The 17,637-nt window shown below is 71.7% G+C and carries 17 protein-coding genes; 12 read left to right on the forward strand and 5 right to left on the reverse strand.

What is annotated here, in order from left to right:
- The first annotated feature begins 76 nt into the window (after positions 1–76).
- The 7 genes from xylA (at position 77) to HF323_RS00695 (ending at position 7,446) form a co-directional block, all read left to right on the forward strand.
- A complete protein-coding gene (gene xylA, locus HF323_RS00665; RefSeq protein WP_169580657.1) occupies positions 77–1,264 on the forward strand; it encodes a xylose isomerase in 1,188 nt (395 codons plus the stop codon).
- A gap of 116 nt (positions 1,265–1,380) precedes the next feature.
- Positions 1,381–2,685 (forward strand): FGGY family carbohydrate kinase, encoded by a 1,305-nt coding sequence (locus tag HF323_RS00670; protein WP_188241617.1) that lies wholly within the window; start codon positions 1,381–1,383, stop codon positions 2,683–2,685.
- A 511-nt stretch (positions 2,686–3,196) separates the two neighbouring features.
- The gene (locus HF323_RS00675; protein WP_169580658.1) at positions 3,197–4,027 is read left to right on the forward strand and encodes a transposase; all 831 of its coding nucleotides are present in this window, start codon (positions 3,197–3,199) and stop codon (positions 4,025–4,027) included.
- Between the two features lie 92 nt (positions 4,028–4,119).
- The gene (locus tag HF323_RS00680; protein ID WP_169581308.1) at positions 4,120–4,812 is read left to right on the forward strand and encodes a GTP pyrophosphokinase family protein; all 693 of its coding nucleotides are present in this window, start codon (positions 4,120–4,122) and stop codon (positions 4,810–4,812) included.
- Between the two features lie 75 nt (positions 4,813–4,887).
- The gene (locus HF323_RS00685; protein ID WP_169580659.1) at positions 4,888–6,087 is read left to right on the forward strand and encodes a cation:proton antiporter; all 1,200 of its coding nucleotides are present in this window, start codon (positions 4,888–4,890) and stop codon (positions 6,085–6,087) included.
- Positions 6,084–6,569, forward strand: a complete 486-nt coding sequence (locus HF323_RS00690) for a glutaminase (protein WP_169580660.1) — start codon at positions 6,084–6,086, stop codon at positions 6,567–6,569. Before HF323_RS00685 ends, HF323_RS00690 begins: the two co-directional genes overlap by 4 nt.
- 79 nt (positions 6,570–6,648) lie before the next feature.
- A complete protein-coding gene (locus HF323_RS00695) occupies positions 6,649–7,446 on the forward strand; it encodes a tryptophan-rich sensory protein (RefSeq protein WP_169580661.1) in 798 nt (265 codons plus the stop codon).
- Here HF323_RS00695 and HF323_RS00700 read toward each other — a convergent pair whose 3' ends face one another.
- Positions 7,447–8,190 carry a GMP synthase gene (locus HF323_RS00700; protein ID WP_169580662.1) on the reverse strand — a complete coding sequence of 248 codons (744 nt, stop codon included), beginning with the start codon at positions 8,188–8,190 and terminating at the stop codon, positions 7,447–7,449.
- A gap of 114 nt (positions 8,191–8,304) precedes the next feature.
- Here HF323_RS00700 and HF323_RS00705 point away from each other — a divergent pair, with 114 nt between their 5' ends.
- Genes HF323_RS00705 through HF323_RS00720 form a run of 4 tightly spaced genes read left to right on the forward strand, consistent with a single transcriptional unit; the run spans position 8,305 to position 13,632 of the window.
- Positions 8,305–8,919, forward strand: coding sequence for a sigma-70 family RNA polymerase sigma factor (locus HF323_RS00705; protein WP_169580663.1), 615 nt, complete (start codon positions 8,305–8,307; stop codon positions 8,917–8,919).
- The gene (locus tag HF323_RS00710) at positions 8,909–9,376 is read left to right on the forward strand and encodes a hypothetical protein (protein ID WP_223169117.1); all 468 of its coding nucleotides are present in this window, start codon (positions 8,909–8,911) and stop codon (positions 9,374–9,376) included. Before HF323_RS00705 ends, HF323_RS00710 begins: the two co-directional genes overlap by 11 nt.
- A 52-nt stretch (positions 9,377–9,428) precedes the next feature.
- The gene (locus HF323_RS00715; protein ID WP_169580665.1) at positions 9,429–11,183 is read left to right on the forward strand and encodes a S8 family serine peptidase; all 1,755 of its coding nucleotides are present in this window, start codon (positions 9,429–9,431) and stop codon (positions 11,181–11,183) included.
- Positions 11,184–11,187: 4 nt separating this feature from the next.
- Entirely contained in the window at positions 11,188–13,632 is a 2,445-nt protein-coding gene (locus HF323_RS00720; RefSeq protein WP_169580666.1) for a CHAT domain-containing protein, read from the forward strand.
- Between the two features lie 224 nt (positions 13,633–13,856).
- On the opposite strand, the gene HF323_RS00725 is transcribed toward HF323_RS00720, so the two are convergent.
- Entirely contained in the window at positions 13,857–14,393 is a 537-nt protein-coding gene (locus HF323_RS00725; protein WP_317450956.1) for a LysR substrate-binding domain-containing protein, read from the reverse strand.
- Positions 14,394–14,652: 259 nt separating this feature from the next.
- Between HF323_RS00725 and HF323_RS00730 the strand changes: the two genes are divergently transcribed.
- The gene (locus HF323_RS00730) at positions 14,653–15,042 is read left to right on the forward strand and encodes a DUF1304 domain-containing protein (protein ID WP_317450991.1); all 390 of its coding nucleotides are present in this window, start codon (positions 14,653–14,655) and stop codon (positions 15,040–15,042) included.
- Here HF323_RS00730 and HF323_RS15680 read toward each other — a convergent pair whose 3' ends face one another.
- The 3 genes from HF323_RS15680 to HF323_RS00745 form a co-directional block, all read right to left on the reverse strand.
- Positions 15,043–15,621 (reverse strand): thermonuclease family protein, encoded by a 579-nt coding sequence (locus tag HF323_RS15680; RefSeq protein ID WP_169580668.1) that lies wholly within the window; start codon positions 15,619–15,621, stop codon positions 15,043–15,045. It lies immediately after the preceding gene.
- A 46-nt stretch (positions 15,622–15,667) separates the two neighbouring features.
- Entirely contained in the window at positions 15,668–16,075 is a 408-nt protein-coding gene (locus tag HF323_RS00740) for a transferase (RefSeq protein WP_169580669.1), read from the reverse strand.
- Positions 16,076–16,230: 155 nt separating this feature from the next.
- On the reverse strand, positions 16,231–17,613 hold the full coding sequence (locus tag HF323_RS00745; protein ID WP_223169146.1) for an aspartate aminotransferase family protein: 1,383 nt from the start codon (positions 17,611–17,613) through the stop codon (positions 16,231–16,233).
- Positions 17,614–17,637: the final 24 nt, after the last annotated feature.

A 17,637-nucleotide genomic window follows, 5' to 3' on the forward strand; every position in this document is an offset into this window, starting at 1 on the left:
CACAGTGGACGCGGCATCCGATCTGATATAGGTTGTCTTGAACAACATTTTGTTCACCGTCGAACTCAGGAGCCTCATGCCCACCCCCACCCGCGAAGACAAGTTCTCCTTCGGTCTGTGGACCGTCGGCTACAACGGCACCGACCCCTTCGGCGGCCCGACCCGCCACGCGCTCGACGTCGTGCACGTCGTCGAGAAGCTCGCCGAACTCGGCGCGTACGGTCTGACGTTCCATGACGATGACCTGTTCGCCTTCGGATCGTCCGACTCCGAGCGCCAGACGCAGATCGACCGCCTCAAGGGCGCCCTCGACGACACCGGTCTCATCGTGCCGATGGTCACGACGAACCTCTTCTCGGCCCCCGTCTTCAAGGACGGCGGCTTCACCTCCAACGACCGTCAGGTGCGTCGCTTCGCGCTGCGCAAGGTCTTCCGCCAGCTCGACCTCGGTGCCGAGCTCGGCGCGAAGACGTTCGTCATGTGGGGTGGCCGTGAGGGCGCCGAGTACGACTCGGCGAAAGACATCCGTCAGGCGCTCGAGCGCTACCGCGAGGCCGTGAACCTGCTCGGCGACTACGTCACCGACAAGGGCTACGACATCCGCTTCGCGATCGAGCCCAAGCCCAACGAGCCGCGCGGAGACATCCTGCTGCCGACTCTCGGCCACGCGATCGCCTTCATCGACTCGCTCGAGCGTCCCGAGCTCGTGGGCCTCAACCCCGAGGTCGGCCACGAGCAGATGGCGGGACTCAACTTCGCCGCGGGCATCGCCCAGGCGCTCTTCCACGGCAAGCTCTTCCACATCGACCTCAACGGTCAGCGCGGCATCAAGTACGACCAGGACCTCGTGTTCGGGCACGGCGACCTGCACAACGCGTTCGCGCTCGTCGACCTGCTCGAGAACGGCGGCCCCGGCGGCGTCCCCGCCTACGACGGTCCCCGTCACTTCGACTACAAGCCGTCGCGCACCGAGGACGAGGTGGGCGTGTGGGAGTCCGCCGCCGCCAACATGCGCACGTACCTTCTGCTCAAGGAGCGCGCCGCGGCCTTCCGTGCCGACCCCGAGGTCCAGGAGGCGCTCGCCGCCGCGAAGGTGGACGAGCTCTCCGTCCCGACGCTCAACGAGGGCGAGACGTACGACGACTTCCTCGCCGACCGCTCGGCCTACGAGGACTTCGACACGAGCGCTTACCTCGGCGGCAAGGGCGCCGGCTTCGTGCGCCTCCAGCAGCTCGCGACCGAGCACCTGCTCGGCGCGCGCTGACCGACCCAACCCTTGCGTGTCCCGAACTTTCCGCTGCGTGTCCCAGACTTCACCGTCTTGAGGCACTGTCAGCGGCAAAGTTCGGGACACGATCGCACCGAGGAGGGTGACAGGTGATGGCATTGGTGATGGGCGTCGATTCGTCGACGCAGTCCTGCAAGGTCGTGATCACGGATGCCTCGACCGGCGCCGTCGTCCGCGAGGGGCGCGCCCCCCATCCCGACGGCACGGCCGTCGACCCGGCGGCGTGGTGGGATGCGCTCCAGTCCGCCATCACGGCCGCCGGCGGACTCGACGACGTCGGGGCGTGGGCGATCGGCGGACAGCAGCACGGGATGGTGGCGCTCGACGCCGAGGGCCGCGTCATCCGCGACGCCCTGCTGTGGAACGACACGCGCTCAGCGGGCGCCGCCGCCGACCTCACGCGCGAGTTCGGTGCCGATGAGCTCGCCCGGCGGACGGGCCTCGTCCCCGTGGCATCCTTCACGATCACCAAGCTGCGCTGGCTGCACGACGCCGAGCCCGAGAACGCCGCACGTGTCGCCGCCGTGGCGCTCCCGCACGACTGGCTCACGTGGCGACTGCGCGGATTCGGGCCCCGGGGGGACTCCCCGCGCGGGCCGGTTCTCGAGGAGCTGATCACGGACCGGTCGGATGCCTCGGGCACCGGCTACTGGGATCCCGTGACCGGCGGGTACGACCGTGGACTGCTCGCCGCCGCCCTCGGACACGACGCCGTGCTGCCCCGCGTGCTCGGCCCGGAGGAGTGGGTCGAGGATGAGGCCGGACGCCGCGTCGGCGGAGGAGCCGGCGACAATGCCGGCGCCGCACTGGGCCTCGGCGCCGGCCCGGGCGACGTCGTCGTCTCGATCGGCACGAGCGGCACGGTGTTCGCCGTCAGCGACGAGCGCACGGTCGACCCGACGGGCACCGTCGCGGGGTTCGCCGACTGCACCGGCCGGTTCCTGCCCCTCGTCGCGACGCTCAACGCCGCTCGCGTGCTGGACGCCGTCGGTCGCCTTCTCGCCGTCGACCATGCTGAGCTGTCGCGGCTGGCCCTGACCGCCGAGCCCGGCGCAGGCGGCCTGACTCTCGTGCCGTACTTCGAGGGCGAGCGCACGCCGAACCTGCCCGACGCGACCGCGTCGCTCACCGGCATGACGCTCGCGTCGACGACGCGGGAGAACCTGGCCCGCGCCGCCGTCGAGGGCATGCTCTCGGGACTCGCCGCCGGGCTCGAAGCGCTGCGCGGACTCGGCGTGCCCCTCGAGCGGGCGCTGCTGGTCGGCGGCGGCGCGCAGTCCGAGGCGGTGCGGACGATCGCCCCCCTCGTGCTCGGGCTTCCGGTTGAGGTTCCCGAGCCGGGTGAGTACGTCGCCCTCGGCGCCGCGCGCCAGGCGGCCTCGGTTCTCGCGGCCTGACGCCGCGGCATCCGTCCCCCCGGGCCAGATTCAGGCACCACGCCGGGTGTGGGCTGCACGCGAGGTGTGTCGGCCGGCGTGTCGCCTGGATCTGGCACGGCGTGGCGCGCGGAACCCCCGGTTTCCTGACGAGGAACCCGGAAAGCCGCCGTGCCGGCCCCGGCGCCGGCGGCCGTCGGTGGGCTTTTCCTGGTTTTTGTCGCCGCACCCGCCGCTGCCCCTTGGGCCTGCCGCCACGAGCGTGCTGGGCCGTCGCGTGCACAACTCCTGCTGTCCCGCCGGCTCGGCTGCCGCAGACCGCCCCGTTCTGCGGCGCCGGCCGATCCGCGGCGTCAAGGAAGAGGAGTTGTGCCCTCCCTCGGCCGCCTGGGTCCGCGCCGCCGCCGCGGGGCCGGATTCAGGCACCACGCGAGGTCCGCGCCGGCGGCAGGAGCTCCCCGCGGCGTGTCGCCTGAATTCGGCACATCCCGCACGGTCGCCCCTCGCGGCGTGTGTGAGCCAGGATGGGCGTGTGGCTGACCGTTCCGACCTCGATGCGATCGCGGCTGAGCTCTACGCCCTCCCGCCCACCGAGTTCACTGCCGCCCGCAACCGGAGCGCCGGCATGGCCGACCGCTCGATCGCCGCGCAGGTGAAGTCGCTGCGCAAGCCGACCGTCGCCGCATGGGTCGTCAACCTCCTGGCCCGGGAGGGACAGCTCGCCGACGCGCTCGAGCTGTCGGCGGCTCTGCGCGAAGCGCAGGAAGACCTCGATGCCGCCGAGCTCTCGCGCCTGGGCCGGCAGCGTCGGCAGCTGGTGTCCGCCCTGGCCGCGCAGGCGGTGGACCTCGCGAAGGAGGCCGGCGTCTCGGTGAGCGGCGCCGCACGCGAAGACGTCGAGAAGACGATCAATGCGGCGGTGATGGATGCCTCGGCGGCCGCCGCCGTCATGACCGCCCGGCTCGTCGCGCCGCTCGAGGCGGGGACGTTCGAGGCCGCCGACCTGGCCGACGCTGTCGGCGGTTCGCTTCCCGGCGTCGCGGAGCCGCCTGCACCCGACGACCTCGCCGAGCGCCGCGCCCGCAAGGCGGCCGAGAAGGCCGCGCGGGAGGCGGAGCGTGCCGCCAACGAGGCGGAGCGCGAACTCGCCGTCCTCGACGCGAAGCGGGCGAAGCTGCGCGAGCGCGTGGACCATGTCTCGGAGCGGATCGATGACCTCCGCCGCGATCTCGAGCGGCTCGAGGGCGAGCACGCCAGCGCGACCGCGGCGCTGGCGGCCGTCGAGGGGGAGCGGGAGGGCGCGGCATCCCGCTCCCGTGCCGCGGCGAAGGAGGCCGACCGGGCTCGCGCGGCGCTGGAGTGAAGGAGTTCTCACAGGAGTCTCGTAGCCGTCCTGCCTAGCGTGGTCCCATGGCGAACACGGCGCCCTCGGCGCACGCAGCGGACCCCGACGATATGGCGATCACGGTCTCGGCGGCCGAGCTGCGGGAGCTGCGGGACGAGTTCGAGCGCTTCCTCATGGAGTACCGGTTCGGCATGCAGGAGGTCGAGACGAAGCTCGGCATCCTGCGCGACGAGTTCCAGCTCGTGCACGACTACAACCCGATCGAGCACGTGACGAGCCGCGTGAAGTCGCCCGACAGTCTCGTGGAGAAGGTGCAGCGCAAGGGCGTCGAGCCCGACTTCTCGTCCATCCGCGAGGCGATCACCGATATCGCGGGGGTCCGCGTGACCTGCAGCTTCGTCGCCGATGCGTACCGCCTGTTCGATCTGCTGACGGCGCAGGACGACATCACCGTCCTCGCGGTGAAGGACTACATCGCCCATCCCAAGCAGAACGGCTACAAGAGCCTCCACGCGATCGTGGAGGTGCCCGTGTTCCTGTCGAGCGGCCGGGTGGACGTGCCCGTCGAGGTGCAGTTCCGCACGATCGCGATGGACTTCTGGGCCAGTCTCGAGCACAAGATCTACTACAAGTACGACACGAAGGTTCCTGCGGAGCTGCTCGACAGCCTCAAGGACGCCGCCGAGACCGCCGCCGAACTGGACGACCGCATGGAGCGCCTGCACAGTGAGATCCGCGGCGGTTCGCACGTGCGCCCGCCGCAGCTCCGGCCCGTCGCTCCCCGCCCGGCCATCCAGGCCTGACCGAGGGCGTCCCAGCCGAGAGCATCACCCGGGACGGGTGGGTCGGCGCGCGCGGGCCGTCGCTAGGGTGTGTGCGTGGACGACCTCGAGCCGACGCTCTTCCTCATCCCCGTGCTGGCGGTGCTCGCGCCGCTCGTCGCCCGGGGAATCGGCCGGTGGGTGAGGGTTCCGATCGTCGTCTTCGAGCTGCTGCTCGGCATCCTCGTCGGTCCCAGCGTCCTCGGGTGGGCGCAGCCGGATGCCTTCATCGACGTGCTGTCGGAGTACGGCCTCGCCATGCTGTTCTTCGTCGCGGGATCCGAGATCGAGTTCGCGGCGTTCCGCGGGCGCACCGGCCGCAACGCGGCGCTCGGCTGGCTGCTGAGCCTGGCGATCGGCGTCGGCGCGGCATGGATCTTCGTGCCGGGCGAGGAAGCGGTGATCATCGGCGTCGCGCTGTGCTCGACCGCGCTCGGCACGATCCTGCCCATCCTCCGCGACGCGGGGGAGCTGAAGACGCCGTTCGGCCGGGCCATCGGGGCGATCGGCGCCGTCGGCGAGTTCGGGCCGCTCATCGCGATCTCCCTGTTCCTCGGCACGCGCGAGCCCGGTCCCTCCGCCCTCGTGCTGCTCCTCTTCGCCCTCCTGGCCGGTCTCGCCATCTGGCTCGCCATCCGGGTGCCGCGCGGGGCGATGCACCGCTTCGTCAACTCGACGCTCCACACCTCCGGGCAGTTCGCGATCCGGGTCGTCTTCGTCATTCTGGCCGCCCTCATCGCGGTGAGCATCCTCCTCGACCTCGACATCCTTCTCGGCGCGTTCGCCGCGGGCATCGTGTGGCGCCTCATCATGCGCGACGCCGCCGAAGCCGACCGCGAGGCGGTCGAGAGCAAGGTCGAGGCGGTCGCCTTCGGGTTCCTGGTTCCGGTGTTCTTCATCTATACCGGCGTCACATTCGACCTCAGCGCCCTCCTCGCGCAGCCGGTGCTGTTCCTGCTCCTCCCCGCCGCCCTCCTGGTGCTGCTGCTGGTCCGCGGGCTTCCGTCCACGCTCGCCGCCCCGCCGGACGCGTCGCGTCGCGATCGCCTTGCGATCGTGTTCCTCGGCGCCACGGGCCTCCCGATCATCGTCGCCGTGACCGCGATCGGCGTGGACGAGGGGATCCTGTCGTCGGCGGCCAGCGCGCTGCTCGTCGGCGCGGGCATGCTGTCGGTGCTCCTCTTCCCCCTCGTCGCGATGTCTCTCCGCGGCGCCCGCACGCGGGCGACCGTGCCGGTCGAGGATGACATGGCGTGAGCATCCCCACCCTCCTCGACTCCGCCCGCGCGAGACTCGCCGACGCTCCGCGCGAGGGGCTGGGCGAGGTGCTCGAACCCCGCCGCATCCTCGGTCTCGCACGTGCCCCGCGCATCGTGCCGCGCGGCACCGCCTGGCACCTCGGGGTGCTCCTGCTCACCGACGACGCGCTGCTCGCGACGGGCGATGTGATCCGTGCCCGCGCAGAGGCGCGCCGCGGGTACACGGCCGAGTCGCAGCGTCAGCGTGCTGAGCTCGCGGCGGCTGCCCGGCGCGGCGGGTTCGACGAGGGGGCCACGGTGCACCTCGGGTGGAGGATGCTCGACCTCGACGCGGTCGCGCGGGGAGAGGCATCCGGCCCGCTCGCGCTCGTCGACGGCGTGATCGGCGTGCGCTGGAGCGCCGGGGGAGGGTACGTACCGCTCGAGCGGTATCTCGACGAGCGCGTCGCCCTCCTGCTCGACCCGCCGTCCGGAGCCTGAGCGCAGTCGGCCGGATAGACCTCCGGTCGGGGGCTGTCAACCGGATGCGGTGCGGCAAGAGCTTTCCTAGTCTGAGGACATGACCAGAGACCTCGCCCGCCAGATCGCGGTCATCAGCGCGTTCTGCTTCATGATCATCGCCGCCATGGTCGGCACCGGCCTGCTCGGCGGAACCCCCGTACAGGATCTGCAGGACGGCGCGCTCGACGCCGACGGCTCGTACCTCGCCCCCGCACGCCCGGCATTCTCGATCTGGACCGCCATCTACGTCGGCCTCTTCGGGTACACGGTGTGGCAGGCGTTCCCCGGCCAGCGTGAGCGGAGCCGGCAGCGCGAGCTCGGCTGGTTCATCGCCGGCACGATGGTGCTCAACGGCGTGTGGCTGGTCACGGCCCAGTTCGGGACGCTGCCGCTCACGGTCGTGGCGATCGTGGCGCTCCTGGTGCTTCTGTGCGTGACGTTCCAGCGCCTCGTCGCGCGCCCGGGTCGCGGCTGGCAGGACGCGCTCCTCATCGACGGCGTGACCGGTCTGCATCTCGGGTGGGTGACGCTCGCGACCGTGGCGAACACGGCAGCGTGGCTGACCACCGTCGTGCCCGAGAGCGCCGCCGACTCTGCGGCGCTGTGGGGCGTGCTGGTGCTGATCGTGGTCGCCGTGATCGGCGTCGTCCTGGCCTGGGCGAGCCGCTGGCGCATCGCTCCCGGACTCGCGCTGGCGTGGGGCCTGTCCTGGCTCGCCGTCGGGCGCCTCGCGTTCGAGCCCGAGAGCACCGCGATCGGAGTGACGGCGATCATCGTCGCCGTGATCGTGATCGCCGTCCCGTTCGTGGGCGCCGTGCTGCATCGCGCCGCCGACGTGCGCAACGCCGAGGTGTGATCAGGCCGGGCCGAATCGGGCGGCGAAGCCGCGCAGCAGGCGCGCCGGTTCGGTGACGGATGCCGCGAGCACCCGTGCCGCGAGCACGTCGTAGTGCTCCGCCTCGAAGTACCCGTCGTCCCGGTAGACCGCCATGCGCTCGGTGAACGCCTTCGTCGTGGGCTCGGGGTGGAACTGCGTCGCATAGAGGCGGTCGCCGACGACGTAGGCCTGCACCGGGCACGCGTCGTTGCGAGCGAGGAGTGTGGCGCCGGGCGGTGTCGCGGCGGTCCCCTCCTTGTGCGCGGTGAGGGCCGTGAAGCGCTTCGCGAGATTCCCGAAGAGCGGATCGGATGCCGCGCCCTCGGTCAGCTCGATGGTCACCGGGCCGGTGTCCTCGGGGTAGCGGCGGCTGACCTCGCCGCCGAGCATCCGGGTCACGACCCCGATGCCGTAGCAGGTGAACAGGGCGGCGGGTCCGTCGCCCTCGGCCGCGCGAGCCGCGATGCGCTCGAGGTCGGCCTCGAGGCGCCGCTGCACGTCGGTCTTCGTCGACTCGGGATCGGCGAGGTTGAACGGGCTGCCACCCACCAGGAAACCGCTGTAACGGTCGAACGCGTCCTCCGGCAGCGGCTCGCGGACGAGGTCGTGATGGGCCACGTGCGCCTCGTCCCGGCGCATCGCGGTGCGGAACGACTCGTACTCGGCAGCGGCGGCACCCTGTTGCGGCCGCACGCAGACATAGAGCAGGGGCGCGGTCGTCATGCCGGAAATTCTAGGTCGCGGCATCCGTCCCCGCGATCTCGGCACGTCGCCCGTGACGGTGTGTATCAGACCGCCTCTATCGCACTCCAGGTCAGTGTGGACACAATGGGCCCTATGACGCATGCTGGGGAGGCATCCGTCGACTCCGCCGAGCCGACGCGCTGGGAGCACGCCGCCGCGCTGTTCCTGCGCTGGCGCGAAGGCGACAGCCGCGCCATGGACGAGCTCGTGCGCCTCATGTCACCGCCGCTGTGGCATGTCGTGCGCGCATACGGCCTCGATCACGCGCTCGCGCAGGACGTCGTGCAGACGACCTGGCTGACGCTGGTGCGCCGGCACGAGACGATCATCGACCCGCAGGCGGTCTCGGGCTGGTTGACGATGTGCGCACGCCGAGAGGCGTGGCGCGTCGGAAAGCAGCATCGCAAGGCGGACGCCACCGAGGCCGAGTCGCTCGAACCCCATCTGCCCGTCCACGAATCCGCCGAGCAGACCGCCGCGCACGATGACGAGAACCGTCGTCTGTGGAGCGCGGTGGCGACGCTCAACGAACGATGCCAGCGCCTGCTGCGGATCGTCGCGTTCGAGGACCGGCCCGACTATGCGCGCATCGCCCAGGACCTGGCGATGCCGATCGGCTCCATCGGACCGACCCGCCAGCGGTGCCTGGGCAAGCTCCGCGCCGCTTTGGAGGGCGACGGATGGGGAGGAGACGATGATGGACACTGAGGACTTCGCGGCGGACGCGGCGCTCTTCGCGCGCATGCGCCGGATGTGGGAGGACGTCGACCCGGTGCCCGCCGACATGGTCGACCGGATGGTGGCCGCCGTCGCCGTCGAGGACCTCTCTCGCGAGTACGCGCTGCTGACCCTGGTCGAAGGATCGCTCGGCGCCGTACGCGGCGAGAGCGATACCGCGACCCTCCAGTTCAGCGACGGGACGACGAGCGTGCTGCTCCATGTGACGGCCACCGAGGGCGGCGGGCGGCGAGTCGACGGGTGGGTGGATGCCTCGGCGCTCGCCATCCGGCTGGCACAGGGCGACCGCGAGTGGTCCGCCGAGCCGGGCGAGCACGGCCGGTTCGCGTTCGAGAACGTCACTCCCGGGGTGTCGCGGTTGCGGCTCGTGGTCCGGGATGCCGGTGGGGAGCTGCGCGACTTCCAGACCCCCCAGTTCGAAGTGTGAGAGACCCGGCGGCCGCGGCTGGGCGCGGCCGCCGCCCCGAGAGGAGCACTGAATGTCGGACCTGCCCCCTGACCTCCCGCCCCGGCGGCCGCCGAACGAGACCTGGCGCAGGCGCTACGAGGCGACGAGGCCTCTCGGCGTGGGCCTCGACCCCTCGGTCGAGCCCGAGCCCGGGATCCCGGCCTATCCGACCGACTACGCGCCGACGCATCTGCTGGTGAGCGCCGGTGAGGATCTGACGAAGGTCGACACCATTCTCAGCAGCGCGGCCCGGCTGTTCGGCTGGTCGGTACGCGTCCGTCACCTGGACGGGCGCCCCATCGACGATCTCGGGGCGGAGGAGGAGGCCAACCGCGACCGCCGTCGGGAGGCCGAGTCCTCGGCCCCCGAGGGCGGCGAGCGTCCTGCTCGCCGGCTTCCGCCGCTCTATCGGGCCGACATCCGCCAGGACCCGAAGGTCGGCGTCGACGATCAGCCGGTTCCTCCGGTCGACGCGTGGCGGCTGCTCAAGGCCGCGCGCAGCGGAAGGATTCCGCCGTCATCGGGCGGTGAGGATACGCAGGGCGGCGCAAGCGAGCGAAGCGACGCGGAGACGCTCCCGCGCGGCGTCGGGCTCGATCACGTGCTCTCGGTCGGGCCGTACGGCCGCACCAACCCGTACGGCCGCACGAACCCGTATGGCCGCACCAACCCCTACGGGCGCACCAACCCGTACGGGCGCACGAATGCTCCCGGGCCCGACTCCTACGCCGAGCCCGGCAGCGGCGGTCGCGAGATCGTGACCTACGTCGGACCTCGGCCGGTTCGCACGCCCGACGCTCATGTGAAGGGTCGCCGGCCAGTCGTCGCCGTACTCGACACGGGGTGCGGGGAGCACGCGTGGCTCGGGGCGCCCGTGGTCCTCCGCGACCCGCGTTCGCCCGATGGGCCGATCGGATTCCACGACCCCGACACCGATCCCGAGGTGTATCCCGACCAGGCCGGTCCGCTCGACGGCTTCCTGGATGACGCAGCCGGGCACGGCACGTTCGTGGCCGGTGTGGTCCACCAGCTGTGTCCCGATGCCGAGATCATCGCGGTGCGCGTTGCGAACAGCCAGGGGACGGTGCTCGAGGGCGAGTTCCTCGACACGATCCGCCTGCTCGTCGAGTGGATGCAGCACCCGGAGGGCAAGCAGATCGACGTCATGAACATCTCGCTCGGGTACTACCACGAGACGCCCGACGACGAGCACTACGACAGTCTGCTGGGTGCGCTGCTGGAGGAGGCGCGCAAGGGTGGATGCGCGATCGTCTGCTCGGCCGGGAACGACTCGACGGAGCGGCCCGCCTTCCCCGCCGCGCTGTGGCGCTATCCCGTGGCCGCCTCCGAGGAGGACAAGAAGGCGCTGGAGACCGCCGCTCCGCATGTGGCGGTGGGTGCACTGAATCCCAACGACCGCACGATCGCGCTGTTCAGCAACGTCGGCGACTGGGTCTCGACGTACGCGCCCGGCGTCTCGATCTTCAGCACGTCCCCCGGCTTCGTGGGCGGCATCCAGGCTGGCACGCGTGACGACCTCTACCACGTGCCCGGGCTCAAGACGCCGCTTCCGCGGCAGAGCCTCGATCCCGACGATTGGCGCGGGGGGTTCGCGATCTGGAGCGGCACGTCGTTCGCCGCGCCCTACATCGCGGGGAAGCTCGCGCAGGCGATCGCGCCCGAGCTGATGCACGGCGCGCTGACCACGCCGGAGGAACGCAAGAAGGCCCTGCGCAAGGCCGCCGAGAAGCTGGAGTTCACTCCGCCCATGCAACCGCCAAGATAGGGGAGTGACCCGCTCGGCGGACCAGCTGCGTCAGCAGGCCGTGGACCTCGTGAACCGCGGCCGCTTCGACGCGGCCACGGAGCTGCTGGAGAGCGCCGACCGGCTCGCCGATGACGTCAACGTCCGCGCGCGGATCGCAGGAACGCGCGCGTACGTCATGGCGCGCACCGGCCATGTCGCCGACGCCGAGCGCACGTGCCGCGAAGCCCTCGCCCAGGATGGGCTGAGCGATCACACCGTCGCGATCCTGGCAGGCCAGCTCGGGGCTCTCGCCGAGGAGGCGGGGCGCCTGGGCGAAGCGGAGCAGTGGCTCACGCGTGCGATCGATGCGCTCGCCGACGACCCCGTTGCGCAGGCGAACACGCGCGTGAACCGCAGCCTCGTCCGCATGGAGCATCGTCGCCTCGCCGACGCCGACGACGACCTCCGCCTCGCGGCCCAGACGTTCGCCGCTGAGGGGATGCCGGTCGCCGAGGCGCAGGCGAACCACAACCGCGGATACGTCGCGATGCTGTCGGGCGATCTCGTCGGCGCGCTGCAGGCGATGGTGAGCGCCGCGGGGACGGCGGGAGATACTCCGGTCGGCGCCGCTGTGGGCGACCTCGACCGTGCGGAGGTGCTGCGAGACGCCGGCCTCACCACCGAGGCGGAGGCGATCCTCGCGCGCGTCGCCGCATCGTTCGGCGACCTCGACATGCCCCTCGACCGCGCCCGGGCCGAGCTGAACCTCGCGCGGTCGCTGCTCCATCACTCCCCCGTGCGCGCCGCCGAGGTCGCCGATGCCGCAGCAGCGAGGTTCCGCGCGCTCGATAATCGGGCATGGCTCGCGCGCGCCGAGGGCGTGCGTCTCAGGGCGCTCCTGAGCCCGGATGCCTCCGCGACCCCGCCCACGGCGGAGGAGGTGTCGGAAGCCGTCCTCGCGCTCGAGCGTCACCGTTTCCGCAACGACGCGGCCGCGCTCCGGCTCGCCGGCGAGCTCTCCCGCGCCGCGCGAGGCCAGCCCTCGGCCACACGCATCCGGCCCGCCCCCACGGCGTCGATCGAGGTGCGGCTACTCGCGCATGAGGCACGCGCGGCGCGAGCCCGAGCGGCAGGTCGGCCGGCGCTCGTGCGGCGGCACGCGGCATCCGGACTCGCCACCCTCTCGCGCTGGCAGAGCTCGTTCGGCAGCCTCGACCTGCAGACGTCGGTGGGGATGCACGGGACGCGGCTCATCTACGCAGGGCTTGAGGCCGCCGTAGAGTCCGGCGACCCGTCGGTCGTGTTCGAGTGGTCCGAGCGAGCGCGCCACCTCAGCCAGCAGGTCGTGCCGCTGCGCCCGCCGCCCGACCCCGAGCTGGCGCATCAGCTCGCCGAACTGCGGATGATCCGCGCGGAGGATCCGACCGAGGAGTGGCTTGCCCAGCCGCGCGCCGCGGCGCTGCGGGAGCGGGCGCGGGAGCGGCAGTGGTCGGCCACGGGCGCCGCGGCGACGGCGAGCCCCGCGAGTCTCGACGAGCTCCGGGCAGCACTCCCGGCAGATACGGCGCACATCGCCTACGTGTACTCCCGGGCGGCGCTCGTCGCGCTCGTCGCCACCGGCGACTCCGCCGAGGTCGTCGCGCTCCCGGGGTGGGAGAAGGACCGCGCGCTCGCCGGCCTGCGAGCCGACCTCGACATGGCTGCGTCGGTGCGCACCGGTCCCATGGCGGCAGTCGTGCGCAGAGCGCTGGACGCGCGGCTGGCCGATCTGTCGCGCGCGATCCTCGAGGTGCCGCTCGCCCGTGCGGGCCGGCGGCGGCTGCTCATCACGACGCCGGGGGTGCTCAGCGGCGTCCCGTGGTCGATGCTCCCGGCCTTGGCGGGACACCCCTTCACCCTCGCTGTCTCCGCCTCCCGATGGATGCGCATGCGTCCCGGCGACGACACCCGACGGCGGTCGGCGGGGTTCGCCGTCGGTCCGCGGGTCGAGCGCGGCGGGGAAGAGGCCGAGGTCGGGGCATCCGCGTGGTCCGGCGCGACCGTGTACCAGGGTGCCGAGGCCTCGGTCGACCGCGTCACGCAGCTCGCGTCCGACGTGGACGTGCTCCACGTCGCGGCGCACGGACGGCACGCGGTCGACAACCCGCTCTTCTCGGGCCTCGAACTCGCCGACGGCACGCTGTTCGGCTATGACATCGATCTCATCCCCGACGTGCCCGACACGGTCGTGCTGTCCGCCTGCGAGGTCGGCCGCTCTTCGGTGCGGTGGGGCGAGGAGGCGATCGGCATGACGCGCATCTGGCTGCACGCCGGCACGCGGGCGGTCGTCGCGGCTCCCGTCATCGTCGCCGACGATGCCGCGTGCGAGCTCCTCGGTGCGATGCACGGCGGGCTCGCCGCGGGCGAGTCGCCGTCCGAGGCACTGGCTCGCGCGGCGGAGCGGACCGGGATCGTCGCGCCCTTCCAGGTGCACGGCGCGGGTCTGTGAAACTCTTTCGCCGGGCATGTATCAGACCGGTCGGAAGGCGCTCCTGATCATCGTGACTGCTCACGCGTGAAGGTGTTCTGGGGGACACCGGCGACTGGGAGCGGGAAGCCGGATCTTGGGGAAGCGTCTGGGGGCGCGCGGCTTCCGGAGCAGGAACACGGGGGATGTCGCAGAGACCCAGGTCGGCGACATCCCCCGCCTTCGTGTGCCGGCAGGCGAACGCGTCAGCCGCGCGAGGAGTTCGCCGTGCGGCCCCGCACGATCCCGACGAACGCCTCCACCTCGGGCGTCGTGCGCTCGGCGACCCAGGCGAGCGCGACGCTCGAGGCGCGTCCGTCGCGCAACGGGCGATACTCGACGTCCTTGCGGTGGTGCAGGCGTGCGAGCGACATGGGCACCACGACCACGCCGACGCCCGCAGCGACGGTCGCGATCGCCTCGGCCGTGTCGGCGGGGCGAGCGAACGCCGGGGCGACGGAGCCGGGCACGTCGAGCCGGAGGACGTCGTCGTGCGGGACGATGATGACCTCGCCCACGAGATCGGCGAGTTCGAGGTCGTCGGCCGCAGTGAGGTGGGAGTCGACGGATGCCACGACGACCGGCACCTCGTCGTAGAGCGGAATCACGTGCAGGCCGTCCGGGTCGAGCGGCAGGCGGACGATCGCGGCGTCCACCGCTCCCTCGATGAGGGCGTCGCGTTCGTCGGCGACCGCGAGCGGCACCAGCTCGAGCGACGTGCGGGGCATCCGCTCCTTCCACACGTCGATCCACCTGCCGGGCGTCGCCCCGGGGACCGCGCCGAGCCGGAACCTCTCGGCCGGCGGACTCGGGGGCTCGGGGGACGGCGCCGGCGACGGCCGAGGGGTGCGTCGCGCCTGGGGCCTGCCCTTCGGCTGCCCACCACGCGACGTCGAGGGGCGGGCGGCCGAGGCATCCCGTCCCCTGCCGCTTCCGCGCGAACCGCCGCCCTTCGCCATAGGCCTCAGCGTAGCCGGGGCGCTATCGTTCGCTCATGGCGCGATCCTCGCCACGGTCTTCGCCGCGCTCGCCGCGCTGCTCCACGTGTACATCTTCGTGATGGAGAGCGTGCAGTGGACGCAGCCGCGCATCTGGAAGCGGTTCGGGCTGACCGACCAAGCCGCCGCCGAGACGACGAAGCCGCTCGCGTACAACCAGGGGTTCTACAACCTGTTCCTCGCGATCGGCACCGCGATCGGGCTCGTGCTCTACCTGTCGGGCGCGGCGGAATCCGCCCTGCGTGCCGCCGGGCTCGCCCTCGTGCTGTTCTCGCTGGGGTCCATGGTCGCCGCCGCCCTCGTGCTCCTCACGACGGGTGGCAGATACCTGCGGGCGGCGCTGCTGCAGGGAACCCTGCCGCTGATCGGCTTCGTGCTCTTCCTCTTCGCCTGATCAGCCGCACGCCCCCCAGCGCCCGGTTCCGGATGCCTCGGCGCGCGCCTGCGCGTCGGCGAGCACGTCGAAGTACGCGACGTTCGGCGCGATGCGGATCGCCTCGGCATCGCCCGCCGCGACGAGTTCGAGGTTCACGAAGGTGCCGTCTTCGCTCCAGACGTTGAACAGGCGGCGATCGTAGGCGTCCCACGTGTCATGGTCGGGCGCCGCCCACACGGTGGAGCCTTCGGGCAGAAGCTCCGCGAGGTGAGAGCGAGCCTCGTCGGCCCAGCACTCGGGCGTCGGCGTCCCCTCGGGGGTGTCGATGCCGATGAGCCGGATGCGGATCGGAGCGGCCGTGGTGACGATGTCGTTGGGCTCCTGCATCTGCGCCTGGATCGTGTCGCCGTCGTACACGTAGCGCACCGTCAGGGGGAAGGCCCCGGCCGGGCGCTCGATCGAGAGCGCGGCGGTCTCGCCGTCGCCGGATGCCGCAGCGTCGCCGTGCTTGTCCGTAACGGCGGAGAGCCAGATGACGGCGGTCAGCACGCCAGCCGCCATGACGGCGACCCCGATCGCCCAGAGCACCCGCTTCACGTGCGTCACGCTACCGCGCGACACAGACGGTGGACTGACCCTGCGGCTACGCGGCCAGGCGCAGTCCGCGCTGATCGGTGGCGACGCGCTCGCCGTCGGCGATCGTCTCGTCGTCGCCGATGAGCGAGCCCACGGCGACGCGCGCCTCGCTGCCGACGTGCGTGCGCACGCCGATCTTGGCTCCCGCGCCGATCGCGGCTCGCGGACCGATGTGCGCGTGCGGTGCGATGTCGGCGTCCGGGCCGATGACGGCATCCGTCTCGACCCACGCTCCGCGGCCGACGTGCGCGCCCGCGGCGATCTGCACGCCCGGTTCGACATATGCCCCGGCCTCGACGATGGCGCTCGGGTGCACCTTGGCCCCGTGCGCGATCAGGCCTCGGCCGTTGGCGTGCTTGCGGTAACGCAGCGTCTCGCCCCGGTCGTTCTCGATGTCGACGTAGTTCTTGCCCACTGTCCCCTCCTGCAGCACCGGTTGGTGCCGAGTACAGGAATAACCTCTACCCTTGCCAATTCATTCCCGCGCATCGGATGCCTCGGATGCACCCGGTTGCATAATCTTCGTCGCCGAGCTATGGGACGGATTGGAGCGTTCCGGGTCAGGGCTGCTCAGCGCACGTGATCGTCGGCGTGAGAGAGGGCCCGGTCGATCACATCGAGCCCGCGCACCAGGTCTTCTTCGCCGATGACCAGCGGCGGGGCCACGTGCACCCGGTTGAAGTGGGTGAACGGCCAGACACCGTCCCGCTTGCACGCCGCGGCGACCGCGGCGACGGGAGCGGCATCCGTCCCGCTCGCGTTGAACGGCACGAGCGGCTCGCGGGTCTCGCGGTCCTTCACGAGCTCGATCGCCCAGAAGAGACCCATGCCCCGCACGTCGCCGACCGACGGATGCCTCGTCGCGAGGTCACGCAGACGGGGCTCGATCACGCGCGAGCCCAGATCCCGCACACGGGCGAGGATCCCGTCGCGCTCGAACACCTCGAACGTCGCGACCCCGGCCGCGCACGCCAGAGGGTGGCCCGAGTAGGTCAGTCCGCCGGGGAACGGGAGGGTGTCGAAGTGCGCGGCGATGCGATCGGAGATCACCACGCCGCCGAGCGGCACGTAGCCGGAGTTCACGCCCTTCGCGAAGGTGATGAGGTCGGGGACGACGTCGAAGGCCTGGAACGCGAACCATTCCCCGACCCGGCCGAAGCCGACCATCACCTCGTCGGCGATGTAGACGATGCCGAACCGGTCGCACAGGTCGCGGACCCCCGCGAGATAGCCCGGGGGCGGCATGAGGACCCCGTTCGTGCCGACGATCGTCTCGATGACGATCGCCGCGATCGTCGACGCGCCCTCGAGGATGATCGTCTGCTCGAGGTGCGCGAGCGCGCGCTGCGCCTCTTCGTCGGGCGACGAGGAGTGGAACGGCGAGCGGTAGACGTAGGGTCCGAAGAACTTGGCCGTCGAGCCGTCGGCCGGCTCGTTCGGCCAGCGTCGCGGGTCGCCGGTCAGCGCGATGGCGGTCGCGGTGTTGCCGTGGTAGCTGCGATACATCGACATCACCTTGCGGCGACCGGTGACCAGGCGCGCCATGCGGACGGCGTTCTCGTTGGCGTCGGCGCCGCCATTGGTGAAGAACACCTTGTCCATCCCGTCGGGTGCGACGGCCGCGATGCGGCGCGCGAGGTCGCCGCGGACGTCGTTGGCCATCGACGGCTGGATCGTCGCGAGGCGACCTGCCTGCCGCTGGATGGCCGCGACGAGGTCGGGATGCCCGTGACCGAGGTTCAGGTTCACCAGCTGCGAGCTGAAATCGAGGTACGCGTGACCGTCGTAGTCCCAGAAGCTCGCGCCCTCGCCGGCAGCGACGGGGAGGGGGTCGATGACGGCTTGCGCACTCCACGAGTGGAAGACGTGTCCGCGGTCGTCGGCCCGAACGCGAGCGCCCGCCTCGGGGTCGGGGAGGGGGCGGGTCTTCCCGGTCGGATCGGTGTGGACCATGGTGCGGGGGAGAGAGTCGGTCAT

It is taken from the genome of Microbacterium sp. MF43, assembly GCF_012847295.1.
Lineage (GTDB): Bacteria > Actinomycetota > Actinomycetes > Actinomycetales > Microbacteriaceae > Microbacterium.